General features: G+C 57.4%; 21 protein-coding genes. 16 read left to right on the top strand and 5 right to left on the bottom strand.

Annotated features, from left to right (window positions below):
* Window positions 1-50 precede the first annotated feature (50 nt).
* The 3 genes from mtnA to mscL all read left to right on the top strand — a co-directional run bounded on the left by mtnA (window position 51) and on the right by mscL (window position 2,090).
* Window positions 51-1,100, top strand: coding sequence for an S-methyl-5-thioribose-1-phosphate isomerase (mtnA, locus tag P8935_RS08585; protein ID WP_348264575.1), 1,050 nt, complete (start codon window positions 51-53; stop codon window positions 1,098-1,100).
* A 171-nt stretch (window positions 1,101-1,271) separates the two neighbouring features.
* On the top strand, window positions 1,272-1,523 hold the full coding sequence (locus P8935_RS08580) for a permease (protein ID WP_348264574.1): 252 nt from the start codon (window positions 1,272-1,274) through the stop codon (window positions 1,521-1,523).
* 174 nt (window positions 1,524-1,697) lie between these two features.
* A complete protein-coding gene (mscL, locus tag P8935_RS08575; protein ID WP_348264573.1) occupies window positions 1,698-2,090 on the top strand; it encodes a large conductance mechanosensitive channel protein MscL in 393 nt (130 codons plus the stop codon).
* A 19-nt stretch (window positions 2,091-2,109) separates the two neighbouring features.
* Here mscL and P8935_RS08570 read toward each other — a convergent pair whose 3' ends face one another.
* On the bottom strand, window positions 2,110-3,495 hold the full coding sequence (locus P8935_RS08570; RefSeq protein ID WP_348264572.1) for an MFS transporter: 1,386 nt from the start codon (window positions 3,493-3,495) through the stop codon (window positions 2,110-2,112).
* Between the two features lie 32 nt (window positions 3,496-3,527).
* Between P8935_RS08570 and P8935_RS08565 the strand changes: the two genes are divergently transcribed.
* The 5 genes from P8935_RS08565 (at window position 3,528) to P8935_RS08545 (ending at window position 8,206) form a co-directional block, all read left to right on the top strand.
* Window positions 3,528-5,672, top strand: coding sequence for a M28 family metallopeptidase (locus tag P8935_RS08565; protein WP_348264571.1), 2,145 nt, complete (start codon window positions 3,528-3,530; stop codon window positions 5,670-5,672).
* 123 nt (window positions 5,673-5,795) lie between these two features.
* Window positions 5,796-6,338, top strand: coding sequence for a cytochrome c maturation protein CcmE (locus tag P8935_RS08560; RefSeq protein WP_348264570.1), 543 nt, complete (start codon window positions 5,796-5,798; stop codon window positions 6,336-6,338).
* A 4-nt stretch (window positions 6,339-6,342) separates the two neighbouring features.
* Window positions 6,343-7,026, top strand: coding sequence for a heme ABC exporter ATP-binding protein CcmA (gene ccmA / locus P8935_RS08555; RefSeq protein WP_348264569.1), 684 nt, complete (start codon window positions 6,343-6,345; stop codon window positions 7,024-7,026).
* Window positions 7,023-7,541, top strand: coding sequence for a Cys-tRNA(Pro) deacylase (ybaK, locus tag P8935_RS08550; protein ID WP_348264568.1), 519 nt, complete (start codon window positions 7,023-7,025; stop codon window positions 7,539-7,541). Before ccmA ends, ybaK begins: the two co-directional genes overlap by 4 nt.
* Entirely contained in the window at window positions 7,538-8,206 is a 669-nt protein-coding gene (locus P8935_RS08545; RefSeq protein ID WP_348264567.1) for a heme exporter protein CcmB, read from the top strand. The genes ybaK and P8935_RS08545 overlap by 4 nt, the downstream gene beginning before the upstream one ends.
* A 20-nt stretch (window positions 8,207-8,226) precedes the next feature.
* On the opposite strand, the gene P8935_RS08540 is transcribed toward P8935_RS08545, so the two are convergent.
* On the bottom strand, window positions 8,227-9,612 hold the full coding sequence (locus P8935_RS08540) for a hypothetical protein (RefSeq protein ID WP_348264566.1): 1,386 nt from the start codon (window positions 9,610-9,612) through the stop codon (window positions 8,227-8,229).
* A 454-nt stretch (window positions 9,613-10,066) separates the two neighbouring features.
* On the opposite strand from P8935_RS08540, the gene ccsA reads away from it, so the two are divergent.
* From ccsA to P8935_RS08520, 4 genes are all read left to right on the top strand, one after another.
* On the top strand, window positions 10,067-10,777 hold the full coding sequence (ccsA, locus tag P8935_RS08535; RefSeq protein ID WP_348264565.1) for a cytochrome c biogenesis protein CcsA: 711 nt from the start codon (window positions 10,067-10,069) through the stop codon (window positions 10,775-10,777).
* A gap of 47 nt (window positions 10,778-10,824) precedes the next feature.
* Window positions 10,825-10,974: a hypothetical protein gene (locus P8935_RS08530; RefSeq protein ID WP_348264564.1), complete on the top strand. Its 150-nt coding sequence runs from the start codon at window positions 10,825-10,827 to the stop codon at window positions 10,972-10,974.
* 98 nt (window positions 10,975-11,072) lie between these two features.
* The gene (gene aroF / locus P8935_RS08525; protein WP_348265320.1) at window positions 11,073-12,149 is read left to right on the top strand and encodes a 3-deoxy-7-phosphoheptulonate synthase; all 1,077 of its coding nucleotides are present in this window, start codon (window positions 11,073-11,075) and stop codon (window positions 12,147-12,149) included.
* Window positions 12,150-12,246: 97 nt separating this feature from the next.
* Window positions 12,247-13,476: a beta-propeller fold lactonase family protein gene (locus P8935_RS08520; RefSeq protein WP_348264563.1), complete on the top strand. Its 1,230-nt coding sequence runs from the start codon at window positions 12,247-12,249 to the stop codon at window positions 13,474-13,476.
* A gap of 28 nt (window positions 13,477-13,504) precedes the next feature.
* Here P8935_RS08520 and P8935_RS08515 read toward each other — a convergent pair whose 3' ends face one another.
* Window positions 13,505-14,455, bottom strand: a complete 951-nt coding sequence (locus P8935_RS08515; RefSeq protein ID WP_348264562.1) for a YihY/virulence factor BrkB family protein — start codon at window positions 14,453-14,455, stop codon at window positions 13,505-13,507.
* A gap of 448 nt (window positions 14,456-14,903) precedes the next feature.
* On the opposite strand from P8935_RS08515, the gene P8935_RS08510 reads away from it, so the two are divergent.
* Window positions 14,904-15,113: a cold-shock protein gene (locus P8935_RS08510; RefSeq protein WP_348264561.1), complete on the top strand. Its 210-nt coding sequence runs from the start codon at window positions 14,904-14,906 to the stop codon at window positions 15,111-15,113.
* On the opposite strand, the gene queG is transcribed toward P8935_RS08510, so the two are convergent.
* Window positions 15,110-16,306 carry a tRNA epoxyqueuosine(34) reductase QueG gene (queG, locus tag P8935_RS08505; RefSeq protein ID WP_348264560.1) on the bottom strand — a complete coding sequence of 399 codons (1,197 nt, stop codon included), beginning with the start codon at window positions 16,304-16,306 and terminating at the stop codon, window positions 15,110-15,112. The two genes, P8935_RS08510 and queG, sit on opposite strands and share 4 nt — an antisense overlap.
* A 275-nt stretch (window positions 16,307-16,581) precedes the next feature.
* Here queG and P8935_RS08500 point away from each other — a divergent pair, with 275 nt between their 5' ends.
* Window positions 16,582-16,932 (top strand): STAS domain-containing protein, encoded by a 351-nt coding sequence (locus tag P8935_RS08500; protein WP_348264559.1) that lies wholly within the window; start codon window positions 16,582-16,584, stop codon window positions 16,930-16,932.
* A gap of 60 nt (window positions 16,933-16,992) precedes the next feature.
* On the opposite strand, the gene P8935_RS08495 is transcribed toward P8935_RS08500, so the two are convergent.
* Window positions 16,993-18,102: a glycoside hydrolase family 76 protein gene (locus tag P8935_RS08495; protein ID WP_348264558.1), complete on the bottom strand. Its 1,110-nt coding sequence runs from the start codon at window positions 18,100-18,102 to the stop codon at window positions 16,993-16,995.
* A gap of 446 nt (window positions 18,103-18,548) precedes the next feature.
* Between P8935_RS08495 and ppdK the strand changes: the two genes are divergently transcribed.
* Together ppdK and P8935_RS08485 are read left to right on the top strand one after the other, a co-directional pair.
* Window positions 18,549-21,284, top strand: a complete 2,736-nt coding sequence (ppdK, locus tag P8935_RS08490; protein WP_348264557.1) for a pyruvate, phosphate dikinase — start codon at window positions 18,549-18,551, stop codon at window positions 21,282-21,284.
* Between the two features lie 378 nt (window positions 21,285-21,662).
* Window positions 21,663-22,553 carry a transglutaminase family protein gene (locus P8935_RS08485; protein ID WP_348264556.1) on the top strand — a complete coding sequence of 297 codons (891 nt, stop codon included), beginning with the start codon at window positions 21,663-21,665 and terminating at the stop codon, window positions 22,551-22,553.
* Window positions 22,554-22,589: the final 36 nt, after the last annotated feature.

Here is a 22,589-nt window from a genome sequence, read left to right as displayed (position 1 = left end):
CTCTGCCGGCAGCCCTGCTTCGGATGAGCGAACAGGTAAACTAAAGAAGCATGATTCCTACCCTTGCCTGGACCCCGGAAGGCGTCCGTTTCATTGATCAAACCAAGCTCCCTCTCGAGGAGAGCTATGTGCTGGCCACCGATTACGAACAGGTGGCTGATGTCATCTTCACCATGGTCGTGCGTGGCGCCCCGGCGATTGGAGTCTCTGCCGCTTATGGCGTAGCCCTCGGCGCACTCCGAAGCAACACAAAAACCGCACTAGAGTTTGCGCCTGAATTCGAGAAAGTCTGCGCCCGCCTCGCCAGTACCCGTCCCACCGCAGTGAACCTCTTCTGGGCCATCGACCGCATGAAGCGTGTCTTCGCGGCCTTGCTCTCCACCGGAGCGTCCATGAAGCAGGTACAGGACAAACTGCTCGCCGAAGCCCACGCCATGTACGAAGAAGACATCGCAGCATGCAAGACCATGGGCGCCTTTGGCGGCGCGCTGCTGCCCGATGAAGGTGGCGTGCTCACTCATTGCAACGCGGGCGCGCTGGCCACCTGCGGCTACGGCACGGCTCTCGGCGTAATCCGTTCTGCGGTTGAGCAGGGCAAGCGCATCCAGGTTTACGCCGACGAAACCCGGCCATTCCTGCAGGGTGCGCGGCTCACCGCGTGGGAGTTGATGGCCGACGGCATTCCCACCACCGTCATCTGCGACAACATGGCCGCAAGCCTCATGCGTGCCGGAAAGATCAAAGCCGTGGTCGTCGGCGCCGATCGCATTGCCGCCAACGGCGACTTCGCCAACAAAATTGGCACCTACAACGTAGCCATCCTTGCGAAGGAGCATGGCATTCCGTTCTACTGCGCCGCCCCTTGGTCCACCATCGACACGGCAACACCCAACGGCGATGCCATCCCGATCGAAGAGCGTTCTGCGAAGGAAGTCACGCATCATGGCGGCAAGCAACTGACGCCCCACGGGGTAGGCATCTGCAATCCCGCATTTGACGTGACCCCGGCAAAATACGTAACGGCCATCATTACCGAGCGCGGTGTATTGCGCGCGCCCTATGCCGAGTCACTTAAGGAGATGGAACTGGTCGCCGGATGAACCTTGAATCGGTCCCAGTTCCAGCTTCCGCTCCTCACAGACTCACCGCGTCGTGGATTGTCATTTGCGCGCTGTCAACAGTACAGTTTATGAGGTCCGCTTTCGACGTCTAAAGTTGTAAGAGTCGTGCCTCCCCGCCTCACCATCTTCCGGCTCCGTCAAAGATCTTTGGTGCGCGGCATAATCCTGTCGCTGGCATCGTTCATCGCAAGCCTTCTGCTGGCAGGCTTTCCTCATATTGAGAAGTTGCACGGATCTCCATGGCAGCTCGCATCTCTGCTCATCGCCGCCTGGGGCATGGCTGAAACCGCGCGATGCCTCCGCGGCAAGTGGAGCCTCTACCATGCAGGTGTCATTCTCTTGCTCTATTCCGACCTGATGATCCTCACGCTGATCGTGTTTCTGGTCGCATATCCGTTGTGATCCGAATTTCAATCAGTCTGAGTTTTTGTCCTGTCACATCACATATCTTTTCTGCGTTGGTTGTGTAAGATATGCGGACGCATGGCGACGCGTCTGGCGAATTGTCAAGTTTTTGTTTTCAGATCGATGGGCCTGTCGAGTAACATGTGCGCAATTAACTTCCAGGAGGTTGACATGCTGAAGGGATTTCGTGATTTCGTTCTTCGTGGTAACGTACTCGATTTGGCAGTTGGCGTCATCATCGGAGGCGCATTCGGAACGGTCGTAGCTTCTCTCGTCAAGGACATATTCACCCCGTTCATTGGCAATCTTGTGGGCAAGCCGGACTTCAGCGCGATCCAGTACAACCACATCATGATCGGCAACTTCCTGAATGCCCTGATCGCATTCCTCATGGTTGCAGCGGCCGTCTACTTCTTTATCGTGGTCCCCGCCAACGCGCTGATGGCCAGGTTTCACAAGCCCGTACCCGATACACCGCCGGCGACAAAGGTGTGCCCTGAATGCCTTAGCGACATTCCGATCGCAGCGAAACGGTGCTCGCATTGCACTCAGTTGGTCGCCTGATCCGCTCTCAAACGTTGGCCTAGTCCAGTTCGCGCAGCGCTGGCGAAGACGCATAGAACCCTACGAAAGACAGCAGCGAAACACCGGCCATCATCGCCAGCGCATGACCGGTGTCCATGTGTCGCGAGAGTTCACCCGCAACGAGCGCACCGATCGGCGGCAAGCCTAGAAAGCTTGTCGCGTAGATGCTCATCATGCGGCCTCGCATCGCGTCACTCGACAGATGCTGGATCGATACATTGAAGCAGGAGATCATCAGGATCCCGCAGAACCCCTCGAAGAACGCCAGACCCTGCGAAAGGGCGAAAACGTGGGAATAACTGAACCCGATAATTGCCGCAAAGAACACCACGCCGCAGCCCGTCAGCACGCGGCCGCGATGACGAATCACGCCGGAGATAGCGATCGTCATAGCTCCTAGAACCGAACCCACTCCTGAGCACGCCAGAAGCCATCCCAGCCCGCTCTCCCCGGCATGAAGCTGCACCTTTGCGAAATACGGAATAAACGTGATAAATGGAAATCCGAAAAAGCTCGCGAAGGCAGTCATCCAGATCATCACGTACATCTGACGATTACTGCGTAGGTAAGCAAAGCCGCCCTTGAGGCTGTCCCACATACTCTGGTGGCGACTCAGGTCTTCTTTGGGATAGTCAATTCGAACTAGCGCCCACAGCACCGCAAGAAAGCTGAGCCCATTCAAGAAAAAGTTTCCAGCCATGCCGAAAACCACCATGGCATAGCCGCCCAGCGTTGGACCGAGAATGCGCGACATATTGAACTGCGCGGAGTTCAGCGCAATCGCATTGGTAAGATCTTCGCGCTTCACCAGTTTTGGGACGAGCGCCTGGTAGCTTGGCGCGTTCATGGCCATCGCCACGCCGTTGCCAAAGGCAATTGCCGCCACTCCCCACACGCTGATCGCGTGAAAATACGTCAGCCCCGCAAGCAGAAAAGCCAGCAGCATCATGATCGTCTGCGTTACCTGCAGCAGGCGGCGCTTGTTCACCCTGTCCGCGATGACCCCGCCAAAGAGCGTGACGAACAAAAATGGAATTGACCCCGCGAAGCCGACTACGCCCAGCCAAAACGCCGAGTTTGTGAGCGTGAGCACCAGCCATCCCTGTGCCACGTTCTGCATCCACGTGCCGATGTTCGAGGTGAAGTTTCCCGCCCAGAAGAGCCGGAAATTTGCATTGCGCAAAGCGCGAATTGCCTGGGGGAGTTCCGCTGTCTCCAGTTTCGGAAGCTCCTGCACAATCGCTGCAGGTTCGTCGGAAGCAGCGGCCAGGTTCTCTTCGTTCAGTTTGGGCCTGTTTGTCAGAGGGGGAGGACTCCAATTCATAGTGTAAGCTGTGGGAACTGTGCCGAAGCCGCATGTTGCCGTGCTTTGTCTATGCTCCATCACCCCACTTTGCTCCTCAAAGGTTTCGCTTGATGATGATTCGCAGGCTTTCGGTTGTTCCCGTTTTGTTGGCCGCAGTTTTTACCCCCCAAACTCGAATCAGTACAGCGCAAAGCGCAACAACACCCGTCGCTCCCACGCAAGTCTTCGGCTACAAAGACTTCAGCAAAGAAGCCAGCATCGAAGAAAAATTCCTCGCCGTCCCAAATGCGAAGCTGGCAGGCGAGCACCTGAAGACTCTGACTGCCGAGCCGCACATTGCCTCGAGTCCTGAAGACCGAAAGACCGCCGAATATGTCGCGGAGAAGTTTCGCGCCGCCGGACTCGAAACCGAAATCGTTCCCTACCGCGTGCTGATGAATCAGCCCAAGGTCGTCAAGGTCGAAGCCTTCGACGCAGCCGGCAAGCAACTGATGTCCGGTCCGACACCCGAGCACGTCGAGGGTGACCCCTTCGATAAAGACCCGCGCGTAGTGATGCCCTTTAACGGCTCCTCGGGCTCTGGCGATGTAACCGGCGAAGCAGTCTACGCCAACTACGGCCGACTCGAGGACTTCGACGAACTCGCCAAACAGAAGATCGACCTGCACGGCAAGATCGTGGTCGTGCGCTACGGCGCGAATTTTCGCGGCGTCAAGGTCTACATCGCCGAGCAGCGCGGCGCCGCTGGCGTCATCATCTACTCCGATCCTCAAGACGACGGCTACTACAAAGGCGATCCCTATCCACTCGGTCCGTGGCGGCCTGACAACGGGGTCCAGCGCGGATCCGTCCAGTATCTCTTCAAATATCCCGGCGACCCGGAGACACCCGGAGTAGCCTCCACAACCGACCTGCCCGATTCGGCGCGCATCAACCCTGAAGGCAACCAGCCCCACATCATCTCCATCCCGCTCAGCTACAAGGATGTCGCGCCCATTTTGCAAAGCCTCAGAGGTCCCGGCGTCCCCCAGGGCTGGCAGGGAGCACTCCCCTTCCGCTATCACATCGGTCCCGGCGGCGTGCGCGTTCATCTCGTTTCCGACCAGGACTACCAGCGGCGCACCATCTGGGATGTGATCGGCAAAATCAAGGGCACTGACGATCCGGAAAACTGGGTGGTCGTCGGCAATCATCGCGACGCCTGGGTCTACGGTGCCGTCGACCCGAACAGCGGAACCGCCAGCATGCTTGAAGCCGTGCACGGCGTTGGAGCTCTTATCCACGGTGGATGGAAGCCGAAACGCTCCATCATCTTCTGCAGTTGGGATGCCGAAGAAGAAGGCCTGATTGGATCGACTGAATGGGTAGAGCAGCACGCACAGCAACTCACCAACGCCGTCGCCTACCTCAACGTCGACGTGGCCGTTGCCGGTCCTGACTTTTCAGCCTCCGCCGTTCCCTCGCTCAAAAACTTCATGCGCGAAATTTCCAAGTCCGTCCCCAGCCCCATGGGGGACACCGTCTACCAGGAATGGCGCGCCAATCGCCATGGCACCAACGAACATCGCGCCAGCAACGCCCCGCCACAACCCGGCGAAGAGGTGCGCGTCAGCGATCTCGGTTCCGGCTCTGACTTCACGCCATTCCTGCAGCACATCGGAGTGCCTTCCACCGACATCGGCTCCGGCGGCCCCTACGGCGTGTATCACTCCGTCTTCGATAACTACGCATGGTTCGTAATGAACGCCGATCCGCACTTCGTCTACCTGCAGCAGATGGCGCGCGTTCTCGGGCTCGAGGCGATCCGAATGGCCGATACCGATGTGCTCCCTTACGACTACGCGGCATACGCTCGCGAAGTGAAGGCCTACATCGAGGCTGCCAAGCGCAAGGCAGCTGATACTGGCCTCTCTGGCCTTGATTTCGCGCCCGCCTTGGAAGCAGCAACAAAATTCGCCAAGGCTGCAGATCATGCTCATCAACTGCAGATGAGTCCCCCGGCCGATCTCGCCGAGTTCAACACTACCCTGCGTGCCGCTGAAACCGCTATGATTGCGCCCGCCGGCCTGCCTAACCGACCCTGGTACAAACACACCATCTACGCGCCCGGCGAATACACAGGCTACGCCGCCGTCGTAATCCCAGGTGTAAACGAGGCAATCGAAGCCAAGGATTCCGGGCGGGCCTCCGCGCAACTTGCGGTCTTGGCTCAATCGCTGGACAAGGCTGCGCAAACCCTTGAAAGTGCTCACTAAACAGGGAGCAGAGTCGTCTTTCTAAGCAGCAGAAAATGGCGAGCCAATTTGTGATCTAGATCACGGATGTTGGCTCGCCCCATTGACCCGCTCCACAGGCCCCCGTATCGTTAAACTCAAGATATGAAGACGTCTTCCAATTCGGTAAGGATCGGTATTGCGGTCGCCATCATCCTCGGCACCATCGGCTGGCTGTCGTTTACCGGATACAGCTCCAATAAGAGCTACTACGTCACCGTCGCTGAACTCGGCAAAATGGGCGACAAAGCTTATAAGAGCAACCTGCGCGTGGAAGGCTTCGTTCAACCCGGCTCGATCCAGCAGGAAGGACCCCACGTCACCTTCGTTCTCAACGAGTTTGAAAGCCACTCTCCCAAAGCTCCCAACGGCCGCAAGCTCACCGTGATCTACAAAGGCTCTGAGCCACCGCCAGATACCTTCAAGGACGATTCACAGGCGTTGGCCATCGGCACCATCGGCACAGACGGGGTCTTCCACGCCACTGGTTTGCAAGCCAAGTGCGCCAGCAAATACGCTCCGGCAACGCCCAACGGCCAACCGGGCGCCATGCCTGCGCAGCCCGCTCCTGCGAGCACCAACCCCCGCGCCAATGCCGCCCCTGCTCCTCAACCGGGTAGCGCCCCAGCTGGAATTGCCACGAACTGATTCCATGACAGCGCAAGCCCCGGAGGCCATCAGCTCTACCCTTTGCGCTCACCTCGAAAACGTTTCGAAGCTATTTGGTTCTTTTGCCGCGCTGCGCCAGGTCTCGGTCGATCTCGAGCCCGGAAAATGCTATGTTCTGATCGGTGAAAACGGCGCTGGGAAGTCGACGCTTCTTCGCATTCTTGCCGGGCTTCTGCGTCCAACCGGCGGCAAAGTCACGGTTTTCGGCGACAACGAACCCCACGACTCTCGCGAGCGCATCGGATACATGAGCCATGCCCCCATGCTCTACGACGAGCTCACCGGCAAAGAGAATCTTGCCTACTTCGCCAGCCTTTACCTCGGCCGCAAATGCCTTCAGCCCGCTGAAGCACTCCGCCAGGTCGGCCTCGATCCGGACCTCTCACGCCCGCTCGGCCAGTATTCGCAGGGCATGCGCCAGCGCACTTCGCTAGCCCGCGTGTTGATGCCCATTCCAGAATTGCTGCTTCTCGACGAGCCCTTCTCCAACATGGATGTGGAGTCAGCCCACCAGATGGTTGAACTGTTGGCAGGCTTTCGGCAGAGCAATCGGACGATCGTGATCACCACCCACCAGCGCGAACAGGCCGCGCCCATCGCCGACTGGATTCTCCGCCTCAAGGCAGGCCGCGTTGCAGACTTTGCACCGGGGAACCCCACCCTATGAAGACCAACGGCGCACGCTTCCTCGAATCCCTCGGCATCCCCTTCGAACTGCGCGAGTACGAAGTTGACCCTGAAGATCTATCCGCGATCACCGTAGCAAAAAAGATCGGCATGCCTCCCGAACAGGTTTTCAAAACCCTGCTGGTAACCGGAGGCCCGAACATCTACCGATTCGCCGTAGTCCCGGGTGATGCTGAACTCGATTTCAAGAAACTTGCTCGCGCCGCAGGATTGCGTAAAGCTGAGATGGCCCCGCTCAAAGACGTGCAGCCGCTCACCGGTTACATTCGCGGCGGCGTCACTCTCTTCGGCTCCAGAAAAGTCTTCCCCGTCTACATCGACGAAACCGCCATTCTCTTCGACAAGATCAGCGTCTCCGCCGGCACGCGTGGCACCCAACTCATCCTCAGCCCCGACGACTATTTGAAGGCAGCCCACGCCCTCGATGTCGAAGTGCAGACCGCCGACATCATCAAGGACGGCCCGAGGCTAACCGCAGAGGGACACTCGGCATGACCTCGACCCTCTGGACACACCTCTCCAAGGACCTGCGCATCGAATGGCGATCGAAAGATGCGATCAATTCAATGCTCTTTTTCGCTTTCCTCGTGGTGGTCTTGTTCTCGATGTCGTTCGATCCGCGCGGAACCTTCGCGCAGCAGATCGCCGGCGGAGTTCTCAGCGTCGCCACCATGTTCGCGTCAGTAAGCGCACTCAATCAGGCATGGGCACGCGAAATTCGACACCAGGTGATGGACGCGCAGCGTATGGCGCCGAGCTCGGGAGCAGAACTTTTCCTCGCCAAGGTCCTCGCCAATTTCATCTTCGTCAGCATCGTTCAGATCGCGCTCGCACCAGTCTTCCTCGTGATGTACAACCTCCACGCCGAAGGCAACGCATGGCTGCTGATGCTGGTTCTGCCACTAGGCACATGGGCGCTGGTTGCCAACGGAACCTTTTTCGCTGCTCTCGCCATTCGCAGCCGCAATCGTGAACTCTTGCTGCCGCTGATTCTGTTTCCTATTTTTCTGCCGGCGCTATTAGGCATGGTGCAGGGAACCGGAAACATCCTCACCGGCGAAAGCGATCCCTGGCTCTGGATCAAGATGCTCATCGGCTACGACATCATCTTCACAACCGTGAGCCTTCTGCTATTCGACGTCATCTTCCACGCCGAATAGCAGATACGAGCCGTCCTGACTTACGGCTCTACATCCTCTAACAGGATAGGACGATTGGTTACTGTGACACTCGTTGCGCCATTCATCTTGTAGAGATTGCCATCCAAATCCCGATACTGTGTGTAATCTGTTCCGACGGATACCGACTGGCTGGCCAACCAGGCAGTTGTCCAGATGAATGTGCCCTTGTAGCCAGTTTTTGTAATTGTGCACTGCCAGATCGTTCCGGAGCTGGTGCATGGCCCGGAGAAGCTCGCTCCGTTAAGCCAGCTTGTCATTTGCATCCACGTCGCATGGATCGGTGTAAAGCCCGGCTGAATCTCCGGATCTGTTGGACATCCCGTCGTTACGGGACTGGTTCCGTAGCCCATCATCGTTCCCCAGCACGAATCGTCGAACTCATACCAGAGATTGGTCACGGTGCCCGTGCTTCCCATGGCCAGAATCCATCGAGCTACATAGGCCTCTCTCAGCATGTTGGTGTTCGCGCCTGTCTGACTTGCAGGATCCACAAGATCGTCGTTTCTTCCGAATCCGCCCTCCGTATTCCAGATAGCCAGATTCGCCGCCCAGCTCCGCTGCTTCAGCACGGCCCGGATCGCCGCCGTCTCCCCAAAAACCGCAGTGCGGCAATTCGGATTGGGCGTATTGGTAGGCGTGCAAAGCGAACTGCTGTGCGAGACATTCGTCTCCGGAAACGGATAAGGAATGACATTACGGCGCGCGCCGTATGCATGGTAGCTCACCGCATCAGGCAGCGACGCGTTAGGAATCGCATGCCACGCATCCAGCAACTGGCCGATGGCAAGATCGAAGCGGCCCGACACCGCCGGGACCTTAATGTAATTCGCGTTGTATCCGTCTCCGCCCGCAGATGTATTGCCGGAAAAAAACACGCAATCCCCGCAATACTTCTTCACGATCGTAGCGGCGTCGTTGGCCATTTTGGCCATATCGGTGTAGTTCGACGACCAATACTGGCCATCATTGAATTCATTCCAGGCTTCGTAATAGTGAATCTTGCAGGTGCCTTTTGAAGGAGTCGATGGCGCTGTGCTCACTCCACACACGTGTTGCATGAATTTCGTGATGAACTCCGCCCACATGCAGTTCCCCGTTGGCCGGACAACGCCAGCCAGGGGTGCCTGGCACGTCTCATTCACGGCATTCAAATCCTTAGGCGGCATAGTGCTGTTGCTCGATGCCCAGGAAGGCACGCTGTAGAAAGTGAATATCAGCTGTGTATTGTGGTTTTTTGCGGCGGCGATCCAGCTATCAAGACTACCGAACGTCGAGCTATAGGTCCCACGAGTCTTCTCAATCGTCGACCACACCAGCCCCCGGATTCGTAGATAGCTCGGCGAAGGCGTCGGCCAGTGACTGGGGGATAGCGTACCGATATTCATACTGCCCGGTTTCTGTGCCGTACAAGTCAGGCCGATGATTCCGATCAGACAGAAAGCCAGAAAGAACCTGATTTTGGCCGCTAATCCCCTGACTATCGACGGTCGATGCCCGCTGGCACGCTCCTGACTCCGCACAACTTTGCCGTCAGGAAATGCTGATTGACTTGAGATAAGGCGATTAGGGCAGGCGGAAGAGAGACAAGTGACGAAAATCATAGGTATTCTGGCCCAATTCTTTCAGGATACGAGGAGGGGATGCCACGCCCTCCACGCAAGTGGCCTGTCTATTACCAAAGAGCTAACTGCTGTTACGTTTTTAACGATTTGCGCGAAAGGTCTCAATGCCGAACATCCACCTTTCGAAGGACAGGTGCTTTCCGGTGAGGTCGTACACTAAAAAGGTCCCAGCCCTGTCGAAACGTGAAATGGAATGCTGGGTGATGGGTTCATCACGATGAAAAAAGTCTTGCTTACTCTTTTTCCCCTCGTCACTATCTTGCTGATGGTGTGGGGATACCACCAGGCCATCTACGTCGCGCCCGACGACGCGTTACAGGGTTATGTTTTCCGCATCATCTACTACCACGTGCCCTCGGCCACGGTGGCTTTCCTGTTCTTCGCCGTCAGTCTGATTGGTTCAATCGGCTATCTCACCTACCGCCGCAGCAGTCCTAATCGCGCGCAAATCGCCGATGCTTGGGCATTGGCCGGAGCTGAAGTTGGAGTGGTCTTCTGCACCGTCGTGCTGACCACTGGCCCGCTGTGGGGCCGCCGCGCCTGGGGAATCTGGTGGACGTGGGACGCTCGTCTCACCACAACACTCGTTCTGTGGCTCATCTACGTCAGCTACCTGCTGCTGCGTCGCTTTGCCGCCGGTCCGCAGATGCAGACACTCGCCGCCGTGCTCGGCATCTTTGGAGCGCTCGATGTGCCCATCGTCTATATGTCGAATCGCTGGTGGCGAACGCAGCATCCAGCCCCAGTTTTCGGTGGCGACCAGGACTCCGGCATGAAAGATCCCACCATGGTTCACGCCCTGCTTTGGAACATGCTGGCATGGTTTTGTTGGGGATTGCTCGTGCTCTTCATCCGCTATCAGGTAGAACGCCGTCATCAGCAATATGCAGCACTTGAGGCCCAGGAAGCCCTCGAAGCCAACGTTTAAAGCGCGTCAACTCAGTCCGATACGAGGACATATTCAAAGAGGAATGAATGGATCAACGCGACATTCTCGATCATCAATTCGTAGCCGCCGCCTACACCGTCACCTGGGTCATTCAGCTCGGCTACCTGGCCTTTCTCGGCCTCAAGTGGCGCAGTGAAAAACGTAGTGCCGAGCGCAAATCACGCCAGGCACGCTAAGAATCCGGTGCCGTCTGCGAAATGTAGCCCGGCACCCCAACCCGGCCGGAATCACAGAATTCCGCCGTTTGCCGTAAACTTACTGTGAGGTTCCAGTGATGTTAGTCGTGATGAAGGCGCAGGCAACTGCGGAACAAATCCAGGCCGTCTGCGAACATATTGAAGCTTTGGGCTATCGCGCCCACCCCATGCCCGGTGCGCAGCGCACCGCCATCGGCATCACCGGCAACCAGGGCGAAGTCGACCGCGGCAACATTGAAGAGCTCTCCGGCGTCGCCGAAGTGATCCGCGTCTCCAAGGCCTACAAACTTGCCAGCCGCGATGTTAAAGAAGAAGACACAATCATCCGCTTCCCCGGCACCGATGCCACCATCGGCGGACGCAACCTTGCCATCGTGGCCGGCCCCTGTTCCATCGAAAGTCGCGAACAAGCCTTCGCCATCGCCGAGCAGGTCGCAGCCACCGGAGCACAATTTTTCCGCGGTGGCGCTTACAAGCCGCGCACATCTCCATACGCGTTTCAAGGCCTCGGTGTTGAAGCACTCAAAATCATGGCCGAAATCCGCGATCGCTTCGGATTGCGCATCATCACCGAAGCCATCGACAACGAAACCCTCGAACTCGTTTCCCATTGGGCTGATGTCGTGCAGATCGGCGCACGCAACATGCAGAACTTTTCGCTGCTCAAGCACGCAGGCCGTCTCCGCATGCCTGTTCTGCTGAAGCGCGGGATGAGCGCCACGCTCGACGAGTTCCTGATGGCCGCCGAATACATCATGAGCGAGGGCAACTACGAAGTAATCCTGTGTGAACGCGGTGTGCGCACCTTCGCCGATCACACCCGCAACACCCTCGATCTCAGCATTGTTCCCGCTGTCCAGAAGCTAAGCCATCTGCCCATCCTCGTAGACCCCAGCCATGGCACCGGAAAGCGAGACAAAGTACTGCCGATGGCGCGTGCTGCTGTTGCTGTAGGCGCCGACGGCATCCTGGTCGAGGTGCACCACCAGCCTGAAAAGGCGCTTTCAGACGGGCCGCAATCCATCTATCCGGACCAGTTCGCGCGCATGATGGACGAGATTGAACAGATCGCTCCTATCGTCGATCGCAAGCTAGTCCGCGGCATCCGCGTTGAAACCGTCGCAGCGCAATCCCATGTCGCTAAAACCAAGTAAGCGACAACAGACTCCTGTCATCCTGAGCGCAGCAAGCTTGGGGCCCCGCGAACAACTTGTTCGCGGGGTAAGCTGCGCGAAGGGCCTGCTTTTCGCAATGCTCCAATCGTCACGATTCTGGGTGCCCCAGGTCTCGCGGTTGAGACCTGGGATCGTAACCGCATCCCTGCTGGCAACATTCGCCCTAACCGCCTGCCGTCCTCACGACTTCCCCCAATACGACCCCGCCTACCGCGAATATGCATACGTAACCAATGGCGGCAGCGGCACCGTCTCCGTATATGACGTCGTCAACGTCCGCGTAGACCGCGAAATCCCCGTCGGCCAAAACCCGACCGCCGTGGCTGCGAACCCCGTGCGCAACGAGCTATACGTAGTCAACTCCGGCACTCTCGGTGGCCAGGGTTCCATTGCCGTCATCAATGCGGAGAACAACTCCGTCACTGCCACCGTCCCCGTTCACAAGCAGCCGGTCGCCATCGCACTTGATCCCAGGGGAGATCTAGCATACGTAGTCAACTCGGGTTCAAACAGTGTCTCGGCGCTTGATCTGAAAACGCATCGCGAAGTCGCGCAGATTGGCGTCGGAGAAGATCCAGCCGCGGCCCGAGTTTCGCCTGACGGCAAAACTCTCGTCGTTGCGAATCGCGGCGGAAACTCCATCAGTATTATCGACACCGCCACCGGCAAAGTCCGCACCGTCATAGTGGGTTGCCCTGGGGCCAATGATGTTGTCATTCTGCCCGACTCATCCAAGAGCTTCGCAGCCTGCTCCGGCGGCCATCAGGTCATGGCCATTCAACTCGCGCATGAAGCCCGTCCCGACGGCCTCCCCGCGGCAACGGATCGCATGGAATCGCTCCTCGACGTTGGCCGCGCCCCGGTGCAGCTTGCGCTGAAGCCTGATGGCGGCGAACTCTTCGTATCCAACTCGCTGTCGAATTCGATCTCTGAAATTGTGACCAGCACCGATGATGTCGGAGGCGCGTACCTGATGGGCGCCGACCCCGTCAGAGGCATTGTCTCCGCTGACAATACCTTGCTCTACATCGGCAACTTGCGTTCCCAGGAAGTAACGGTTTACTCCATCGAAGACGGCAAACGCGTTGGCTCAATTCACGTGGGTGACGGCCCTTCGGCGTTGGCGTTTTCCACTGCTGGCCATCTGCTCTTCGTAGTAGATGCACGCTCCGGCGACGTGGCCGTGGTGCGCACACTCAATTGCGCCGTGTCCACACCTTTGCGCACCGGTTGCCAGATGTTTACGATGCTCCCCGCCGGACGCGCGCCAAACGCCATCGCCGTGAAGTCATTCAAGGCCTCGTAGCTGCGAAGCACCTTATCTCATCGCGCCGCTATTCTCCGGCCGTCTTCTCCAGAGGCTGAACCGCGCTGAACTGAGCGCCTGCGAAAAGAATGAGCCCCGAGATGTACGCCCAGAATAGCAAACCCACAGAGACATAGAACGGTCCGTACAGCGCCTTCAAATCCAGATGCGGAAGCACCGCCGCGAATGCTTCCTTGGCGATCAACCACACAATTCCCGTAATGATCGCTGTGTGTGCCACCTGCCTTGCGCGAATTTTTCGGTTAGGCAGCAGCCAGTAAATAGAGAAAAAAAACAGGATCGAAGCCAGCCCGGTCGTCGCGCTCAGCCACAGATAACTGATTCCTTCGAAAACAAAATTATCTGTGTGATGGAAGAACACAAATCCTAAAAGCTGCCGCTGCCACGTGCTCAAAAAAACGCTTCCCACGGCCAGAAACAACATCAGGATGGCGAGCCCGAATGCCACCACTTGATTAAGCAGATAATTCCTGCTCTTGGCCACACCCCAGGCCTGGTTCAATGCAACCTCAAGAGGGAGAAAGATCCCGGTACAGGAAACCAGGATCATCAGCAGAGACAAGGCCTGCAGGTTGTGGCGCGACGACGTGACAGCCACGGTTCTGAGCCAGAACGCCAGAAAATCCTCATTGCCTCTGCTCGTTGCCTGTATGGCGGTCGAGGGGAGGAACTGTTCAACGATCTTGTTCACCACGTTCACCATCTCCTGCGAGTGGAAGACGGACAGTGCAATCGTGTACAGCAGCACAATCAATGGAATGAAAGAAATAATCGCGTTCGCCGCGACACTGAACGCATATGTATGCACCTCGGCGTCCAGCAGATAGTCCGCCAGCGCCACACCGCTCCTGCGCCATCGGTACCATTTCGAGACAGTCACCGGCTGCTTAGTTTCGAACCCTCCCCCTTTGGGCAGGGCTTCAGCCCCTCTGACCTCGGTACTTGTAAGACTTTCCAAGGGATCTCCCTGATGACAGGCTACAAAACAACAACCCTCCTGGACTGTGCGCCTCCGCACGGAACCAGGGACCGACGATTCTGACGAGTAGGCTGATTTCATTTTTCCACAATTGAAGAATCCGCAGAAGTTACCTTGCGGTACGGAAGTAAATTTTCTCCTTGCTTTTGAACAGACTTCCTGCCATAAAAAGAGCACGGCGCGCCGGGAGGCACACCGTCTGCAAGTTCAGGAAGGCCATAGCATTGGAAGTTTTGGTGTTCGGGAAGCACAACCCCAATTCAGAAGTAACCTCGAGCTGCCTCAGCGCGCCAAGTATGGACGCGTGGGCGGCTCGCGCCGTTTCTGGGTTGGAGTAGACCCAAGCCTCCATATCCTGCGCACTGCTTAGACAGGAATGGAACGCGAAGGTTTTCCCCAATGTGCTCCACAAAAAAGGAGAAGGTAAATGAAGGAACAGGGTGTAGTGAAATGGTTCAACGGTGCCAAAGGCTACGGGTTCATTCAACGGTCCAGCGGTGAGGATGTGTTCGTGCACTTCTCCGCTATCCAGGAGAACGGCTACAAGACCTTGAACGAAGGCGAGTCAGTCGAATTTGAGTGCCAGCAGGGACCCAAAGGACTGAGCGCCGCCAACGTCAGCCGCGTAGTCGGTTAGACCTGTTTTTTTGCGGCCTCGTCTTTGAGGTCACTTTGAATTACTGATTGCCTGTGGTAGTTCTTCGTCCCCGGGGTTAATTCAAAATTCAGCTTGCTCAGCGCCCATCGTGCGGCGGCGCCTAAGGTTTTGTCTGCCGATTCGGACCACTCGCTGAGCCGCGGCAAGAAGCCTTTGCTCCCGCTGTTGCCCATCGCGATGGCGATGTTGCGGCGCAGACCCATGTAACCGGCGCGTCTCACCGGTGAGCCGTTGAAGACGTGCTCGAAAGATTGCTCATCCAGGGAAGCCAGCCACGCCAGCGTGGGATTCACCAGCTCCGCTCGCGGCTCTAGTTCCGCATCTGTCGCGATCGGCGCCTTGCGATTCCACGGGCACACATCCTGGCAAATGTCGCAGCCGAACACCTGCCGCCCCATCCCCTCCATCAACTCCGACGCGATCTCTCCTTTGTGCTCGATCGTCAGATATGAAATGCACCTTGTCGCATCCATCTTGTACGGCGCAATCAATGCTCCTGTCGGACAAGCATCAAGGCACCGCGTGCACGTCCCACATCGATCCAGCATGAGCTCCGCTGTTTTTTCTTCTCGACTCACATCGAGCGACGTCAGCAGCACCGCCAAAAATCCAAACGACCCCAGCTTGGGATGAATGAGGCAAGTGTTTTTTCCCGTCCATCCCAGCCCCGCTGCTATTGCCAGCGATCTCTCCACCACTGGCCCCGTATCCACATACGCGCGTGATTCAAATGCACCGTACCGCTCGCGCAGCATTGCATCGAGAGACTTCAGCCGCTTTAGCAGCACCTTGTGATAGTCGCTCGGCCTGCGACTTCCATCCGCATCCACGCGGCTGCTCCATGCGTAGCGCGAAATCCACCCGCTCCGCGGGTCTTGTACTTCGATTGAGAGCGGAGCAGCGGAATGATAATTCGCAAAACACACAAGCGCAGAACGTGCCCACTTGAACGGCGTGTTAACACGCGCGCGCACTAGCTCGCCGCTTTCGTTTGTGCGCGAGAGATACTGCATCGTGCCTGCATGTCCAGCCGCAATCCATTGCGTGAAACGGTTCGCATCGCGGGACGCTTCACCATGCGGTAGGGCCACCACGTCGGCATTACTGAAGCCACAAGCCTTAGCGAGCTCGCTAGTAACGTCCTTTTCGAGATATGTCCCGCCTGAATCCAAGCCTGCACCCGCTTCATCAAATATATGGAACTTCTTCTCACCCAGGATTCGTATTGATCAGCAGACTGTTCGAATGTGAACGAGCAACAAAGGTTTCGAACAGTTAGAGCTTTAGAGTAGACCACGGCCAAAGCTGTATGTGTTTTAGTTTCATTGGTTTGCTCGAACGCTGCTTTGGCGGCTCAGGTGCTGAGTAAGAGGATGAGAAGCCGACACCCCGTTTCCTTCGGCTTTTCCTGCGGGCGCCGCAGATGGGCGTTTCAAGGGAGGTTTTTATGACACGCAATTATCAAAACGTTATGGAAAGAACGATCATCATCGAAGGCAATCTGCACGAACTGGTTCGCGGTGAAGAACAAAGGCTTGTGAACGAGCTGAAGCCTATTGTGCGCGAGCATTCCGTCACGCTCGACATGCGCCACATCGAACGCATCGACGCTGCTGGTATCGCTGTTCTCATCTCTCTCTACGGAGAGGCGCGCATGGCCGGACACGAGTTCGCGATCATCAATGCATCGCACCGTGTTTCCGAAATTCTTGAACTGGTCGGCCTCGACCGCATCCTCATCTCGGGCGAACCCTCGCGTTGCCCCGATCAACCCTGCTACGAGATGCCGGCCGCGTAAACCAGCGCGGCCCATCTCGACTTCTCTGTTTCGAACGTAAAGCTAGCGACTAAAATCCAATCACCGATCATGGCGCATAACTGCCGCCGCAATGATTGCCTCAAGGGCAGAACTGTGGGTAGCAGCATCTGCCTGATTGAAAGGACCAGACCAGACCAACCCGAATTTGTAGTCAGCGCCCCGCGTCGCATTCCAGATACTGTCTGCGTTGATCTCGACAAATGACCTGTAGGCGGGATCTGGATTCAATTCATAAAGCTGCATCAGATTGCGTACAAAGATGCCTTTGAACTGAGGCCCATCTGCCCCGCACTTGGGTTCGCAGGGATCATGCAGAATGCCTTTGGCATCGACGAGATGGGTCGTTGCTGACGTGGCAATTGCACGTGCCCCGGATATCAAAGTGCGGTCAGCGCTGAAGCGGCTGAATTCCGCAAGTGCCCCGAGAATAACTCCTTGGTTGTAGGACCAGGTGGTCTGGTCATTGTTCTTGCAGGCTGTAGGAGTTGAAGAATTCAGCCCGTCGTTGATCAGATGTTGGGCATTGATCATTCCTGATGCAGAGAACCATTCCCACTCGCGCCTGCTCCAGTCTCCATACAGAGCGGCCTGCCGATTCGCTACACGATTCGCGAGATGCGCGGCGACTGAGAGAAAGAGTTCATTGGCGATGGCATTCTTGTAGGTTTTGTCTTTGCTCCACCAGATGCCGCCGCCACACGTCGCCGTGTCCCAACCTCCAGCCATATCGCCGAAGATCGATTGCGCCATTTGCAGATAACGAGCATCGCCGGTCAGATCGTAGACGTCTATCCACGCGAGCGCCCACCATCCTTCATCGTCGTAGTAGCGATTGAGGAAGCCTGCATTCGTCTTTTGCGCTTCGGTGAACGTGTTGGCGAACGTGGAAACATATTCCTGCGTGTTTGCTGCCTTGGAGTAATCCGCGAGCACTGTGATGGCGTTTGCGCTGTTCCACCACCCTGTCGTCTTATAAAGACCAGTGCCTTTTTCGTACCAGCCTTGAAGCGTCTCAACTCCCCGGGTCGCGTGCTGAAGGTACTGGGATGAGTTAGCAGATTCAGAAGGAACTGACTGGCCAAACGCAATCGCATACGAATAGACAACCGCCGCAGTAAGAACCAATAGTCTCTTCCCGCCACGCTTCATTCTTTCCTCCGGCCAGCAATCCTCATCTTGAGCCTAAGTGCGTTAATTTCGGGCGCTCTCATTCCCACAATACGAAGTACCTCTTCGCAATCCGAACCCACACAGCCGTGCGCCTATCGACGGTCGGACGCACCGCTGCCACCCATCTCCATTTGCCAGGCGTACCTGCACGCTTGAACGCGTTCACCCGGGTCAAAAACCCGCGTAAGTCCAAGCGCATGTTGAGGGTCTGTGATCACTGGCACAGGCAAGTGTATACTTGCCGCGCTATTTGTACTTGCGAATTAGGAATAGCCGTAATGGCACACCCCTGTGCCGGATGACCGCTCGCACTTGGTCCAAAAAGCTTTTAAAGGCACTCAGTCCAAGCCCGCGTTCTGCCTTCCCGCATCGGTGTCTCTTTCCGCTATTCACGCACGAAATTCTTATATCGGAGGCTTTATTCCATGACGCAGGGCGTAGTGGATCAGCAGCTTGCCGGACCGGCAGGCACGACTTCAACGACAACCCAGTATGTGTACTTCTTCGGTGACGGCAAAGCGGACGGCAACGGCCGCATGAAGGATGTTCTCGGCGGCAAAGGCGCAGGCCTCGCGGAGATGACCAACGCCGGATTGCCCGTCCCTCCAGGATTCACAATTCAAACCGAAGCCTGCCGCGAATACATGCGCGGCAAGGTCAGCCCACAGATTGATGTCGAGACGCACGCGGCACTGGCGCGGCTTGAAAAATTGCAGGGACAGAAGCTCGGCACCGGCGAAAATCCTCTGCTCGTCTCCGTGCGCTCTGGCGCAAAGTTCTCGATGCCCGGCATGATGGACACGATTCTGAACCTCGGCCTGAATGACAAGGCCGTAGAAGCGCTGGCCAAGCGCACCGACAATCCGCGCTTCGCGTATGACTCCTATCGCCGCCTCATCCAGATGTTCGGCGATGTGGTGCTCGATGTTCCAAAGAAGAAGTTTGAGCACATCTTCGACTCCATCAAGCTGCGCGAAAAGGTCAAGTTCGATTACGAGCTTCAGCCCAAGGCGCTCCAGGACATCATCGCGGAATACAAAAAGCTCGTTCGCAAAGAGACCGGCAAGGATTTTCCGCAAGGCCCGCTTGATCAACTCGTGCAGGCGCGCGATGCCGTTTTCCGGAGCTGGAACAATGACCGCGCCAAGACCTATCGCCGCATCAATCACATCGATGACTGGCTGGGCACAGCCGTCAACGTGCAGGCCATGGTCTTCGGCAACCTCGGCGAAAACTCCGGCACCGGCGTTGGTTTCACACGCAATCCCGCCACCGGCGAGCACGTCTTCTTCGGCGAGTACCTGATGAACGCGCAAGGCGAAGACGTCGTCAGCGGCGTACGCACTCCGCTTTCGATCAGCGAGCTCGAACGCGCCATGCCCAAGGTCTACGACCATCTCAAGGCCATTACCTGGAAGATGGAAAAGCATTATCGCGATATGCAGGACTTCGAGTTCACCATCCAGGATGGCAAGCTCTATATGCTGCAGACCCGCAATGGCAAGCGCACCGGCCTCGCCGCTGTTCGCGTCGCCATCGACATGGTGCGTGAAGGCCTCATCACGCAGGAAGAGGCAATCTTCCGCGTTGAGCCGAACCAGCTGTATGACTTCCTGGTTCCGCGCCTCGTGGAAAAGGGCGAGAAGATTGAAGTGCTCGCCACCGGCCTCCCGGCATCACCCGGCGCGGCCGTAGGCCAGATCGTCTTCACCGCTGAAGATGCTGTGAAGTATCACCAGAACGGCGCCTATCGCACCATCATCCTGGTACGTGGCGAAACCACACCTGAAGACATCGCAGGCATGGAAGTTGCAGCCGGCATTCTCACCTCGCGCGGCGGCATGACGTCTCACGCTGCTGTGGTCACCCGCGGCATGGGCAAGTGTTGCGTAGCCGGCGCCGGCGATTGCGTCGTCGACGAAAACGCCAAGGAACTCCGCGTCAAGGGCCACACCTACAAGCAGGGCGACTGGATTTCGCTGGACGGCACCACCGGCCGCGTCATCGCAGGACAGCTCAAGACCCTGCCCGCGCAGCCCGATGACCAGGACCTCGTGAAGTTTATGAGCTGGGTCGATCCGCTACGCAAACTGAACATCCGCGCCAACGCTGACATCCCTCGTGATGCCAAGCAGGCTCGTCTGTTCGGCGCAGAAGGCATTGGTCTCTGCCGCACCGAGCACATGTTCTTTGCAGAAGACCGCATCGGACACGTGCGTGCCATGATTCTGGCCAACAACGAGAAGGACCGCCGCGACGCGCTCAAGAAGCTTCTGCCGATGCAGCGTGCCGACTTCGTTGGCCTCTTCAAGGCCATGGAATCGCTGCCCGTCACCATCCGCCTGCTCGATCCGCCGCTGCACGAATTCCTGCCCAAACGGGAAGAACTGCTCGTCGAAATTCAGCACCTCGAAGACACCAAGCCCCGCTCGCCCAGGCTGAAGGAACTCCGTCCGCTGTTGGCACGCGTCGAAGAGTTGCACGAGATGAATCCGATGCTCGGACTGCGTGGCTGCCGCCTGGGCATCACGTTCCCCGAGATCACGGAGATGCAGGCTCGCGCCATTCTCGAAGCTGCGGTTGCCGTCAAGCTCAAGGGTGGCGATCCGCACGTCGAAATCATGATCCCACTCATTGGCTCCATTGAAGAGATGCGTCATCAGGCGACGATCATTCGCCGCATTGCCGCAGATGTCTTCAAGGAAAAGGGTGAGAGCGTCGACTACATGGTGGGAACTATGATCGAGCTGCCACGCGCTGCCTTGACCGCCGATCAGATCGCCGAAGAGGCTGAGTTCTTCAGCTTCGGCACCAACGATCTGACCCAGACGACCTACGGCATCTCGCGCGACGACATCAACAACTTCCTGCCTGCGTATCTCAAGGCTGGCATCTTCAAGCACGATCCATTCGCCACCCTCGATCAGGCTGGCGTGGGCTCGCTGGTGAAGATGGCCACCGCCAAGGGACGCAACACGCGCGGCAACCTCAAAGTCGGTATCTGCGGCGAACACGGCGGCGATCCAGAATCCGTCAAGTTCTGCCACAAGATCGGCCTTAACTACGTTTCCTGCTCACCCTTCCGCCTGCTCACAGCGCGCCTCGCAGCCGCCCAGGCAGCCGTGGAGGAATCGACCGGAACCTCCCACACCAACAAGTAGTCCACAATCGGCCAGTGACAAGAAGGGCGTCCGCTTCGGCGGGCGCCCTTTTCTTTTGGCCTCTAACCGAATCTCTTAAAACCCAGGAGGTGTCATCCTGATTCTCTTCAAACCCACGAGGTGTCATCCTGAGAGAACGGGGCCCCGAACGTTTTTCAGTTCGGGGGTGGTAAGCGAAGGATCTACTTTTCGCTACCTCAATCATCAAAGCTAGACCCTCTCTTTTCCCCTAAATTCCGGCCAAATCCCCCTCAAAACTGCATCCAAAGAAAATGACGGCTGGAAAAGTGCCGTCCCTCATTCCCTGCTCGGCCTCGATCGAACCAGCCTCGAACAGCGCACCGTGAGGCATTCTCAGAACATTAAAGGCTCAACCTCATGCTCATTCGCATAGGCTACGACATTCAATTCGATATCCCTGCCCCCGTTCCCATGGTGGCGCTTCTTCATGTTCATCCGTCGCGCGATAAAGACCTTATCGAACCGGACACTTTCCGCATCGAACCCCAAGTCGACGCGACAGAATACATTGACTGTTACGGCAACCGCTGCACTCGTTTCGTCGCGCAACCCGGCACTCTCCGCCTTCATAACTCCACCCTCGTTCAAGACTCCGGCCTGCCCGACGAAGTGAACATCGATGCCCGCGAAATCCCTGTCGGCGAAGTGCCCACCGATTTTCTTGGCTATCTCCTCAACAGCCGCTACTGCGAAGTGGACCGCTTCACTAACATCGCCTATGAACTCTTCGGCCACGTCACGCCTGGCTGGCCACGCGTGCAGGCTATTTGCGACTGGGTGCACGGCAAGGTCACCTTCAGCTATGCGCACGCCCGCCCCACTAAGTCCGCACTCGACGTCTACACAGAGCGCATCGGTGTCTGCCGCGACTTCCAGCATCTCGCCATCACCTTTTGCCGCGCCATGAACATCCCCGCACGCTACGCCACCGGATATCTCGGCGACATCGGCGTACCCTACGGCGGCCCCATGGATTTCAGCGCATGGTTTGAGGTGTATCTCGAAAACCGTTGGTGGACCTTCGACGCGCGCCACAACACCCCGCGTATCGGCCGCGTACTCATGGCTGTGGGCCGCGACGCCTCCGACGTGGCCATCACCACATCCTTCGGCACCGCCGCCCTGCGCGTCTTCACCGTAGTCACCGACGAAGTAACTGAAGCCGCACTCGACGCCGCCGTACTAACTGAACCCGCGATCACCGAGCCCGCTATGGAGTCCACCGCAAACGAGTGTGGTGTGTCCTGAACTTCAAAATAAAAACTGACGTGTCATTCTGAGCGA

The organism is Telmatobacter sp. DSM 110680, assembly GCF_039994875.1.
Lineage (GTDB): Bacteria > Acidobacteriota > Terriglobia > Terriglobales > Acidobacteriaceae > Telmatobacter.
This window is presented reverse-complemented; position numbering and strand designations above follow the sequence as displayed.

Bases quoted from the DNA above. Each gene is read 5' to 3' on its own strand.
- P8935_RS08485 (WP_348264556.1), top strand. From the start codon at position 21,663: ATGCTCATTCGCATAGGCTACGACATTCAATTCGATATCCCTGCCCCC.
- P8935_RS08495 (WP_348264558.1), bottom strand. From the start codon at position 18,102: ATGAAGCGTGGCGGGAAGAGACTATTGGTTCTTACTGCGGCGGTTGTC.
- ccsA (WP_348264565.1), top strand. From the start codon at position 10,067: ATGAAAAAAGTCTTGCTTACTCTTTTTCCCCTCGTCACTATCTTGCTG.
- P8935_RS08530 (WP_348264564.1), top strand. From the start codon at position 10,825: ATGGATCAACGCGACATTCTCGATCATCAATTCGTAGCCGCCGCCTAC.
- ppdK (WP_348264557.1), top strand. From the start codon at position 18,549: ATGACGCAGGGCGTAGTGGATCAGCAGCTTGCCGGACCGGCAGGCACG.
- aroF (WP_348265320.1), top strand. From the start codon at position 11,073: ATGTTAGTCGTGATGAAGGCGCAGGCAACTGCGGAACAAATCCAGGCC.
- mtnA (WP_348264575.1), top strand. From the start codon at position 51: ATGATTCCTACCCTTGCCTGGACCCCGGAAGGCGTCCGTTTCATTGAT.
- P8935_RS08565 (WP_348264571.1), top strand. From the start codon at position 3,528: ATGATGATTCGCAGGCTTTCGGTTGTTCCCGTTTTGTTGGCCGCAGTT.
- P8935_RS08510 (WP_348264561.1), top strand. From the start codon at position 14,904: ATGAAGGAACAGGGTGTAGTGAAATGGTTCAACGGTGCCAAAGGCTAC.
- P8935_RS08570 (WP_348264572.1), bottom strand. From the start codon at position 3,495: ATGGAGCATAGACAAAGCACGGCAACATGCGGCTTCGGCACAGTTCCC.
- ccmA (WP_348264569.1), top strand. From the start codon at position 6,343: ATGACAGCGCAAGCCCCGGAGGCCATCAGCTCTACCCTTTGCGCTCAC.
- P8935_RS08500 (WP_348264559.1), top strand. From the start codon at position 16,582: ATGACACGCAATTATCAAAACGTTATGGAAAGAACGATCATCATCGAA.
- P8935_RS08545 (WP_348264567.1), top strand. From the start codon at position 7,538: ATGACCTCGACCCTCTGGACACACCTCTCCAAGGACCTGCGCATCGAA.
- P8935_RS08540 (WP_348264566.1), bottom strand. From the start codon at position 9,612: ATGAATATCGGTACGCTATCCCCCAGTCACTGGCCGACGCCTTCGCCG.
- P8935_RS08520 (WP_348264563.1), top strand. From the start codon at position 12,247: ATGCTCCAATCGTCACGATTCTGGGTGCCCCAGGTCTCGCGGTTGAGA.
- P8935_RS08560 (WP_348264570.1), top strand. From the start codon at position 5,796: ATGAAGACGTCTTCCAATTCGGTAAGGATCGGTATTGCGGTCGCCATC.
- mscL (WP_348264573.1), top strand. From the start codon at position 1,698: ATGCTGAAGGGATTTCGTGATTTCGTTCTTCGTGGTAACGTACTCGAT.
- ybaK (WP_348264568.1), top strand. From the start codon at position 7,023: ATGAAGACCAACGGCGCACGCTTCCTCGAATCCCTCGGCATCCCCTTC.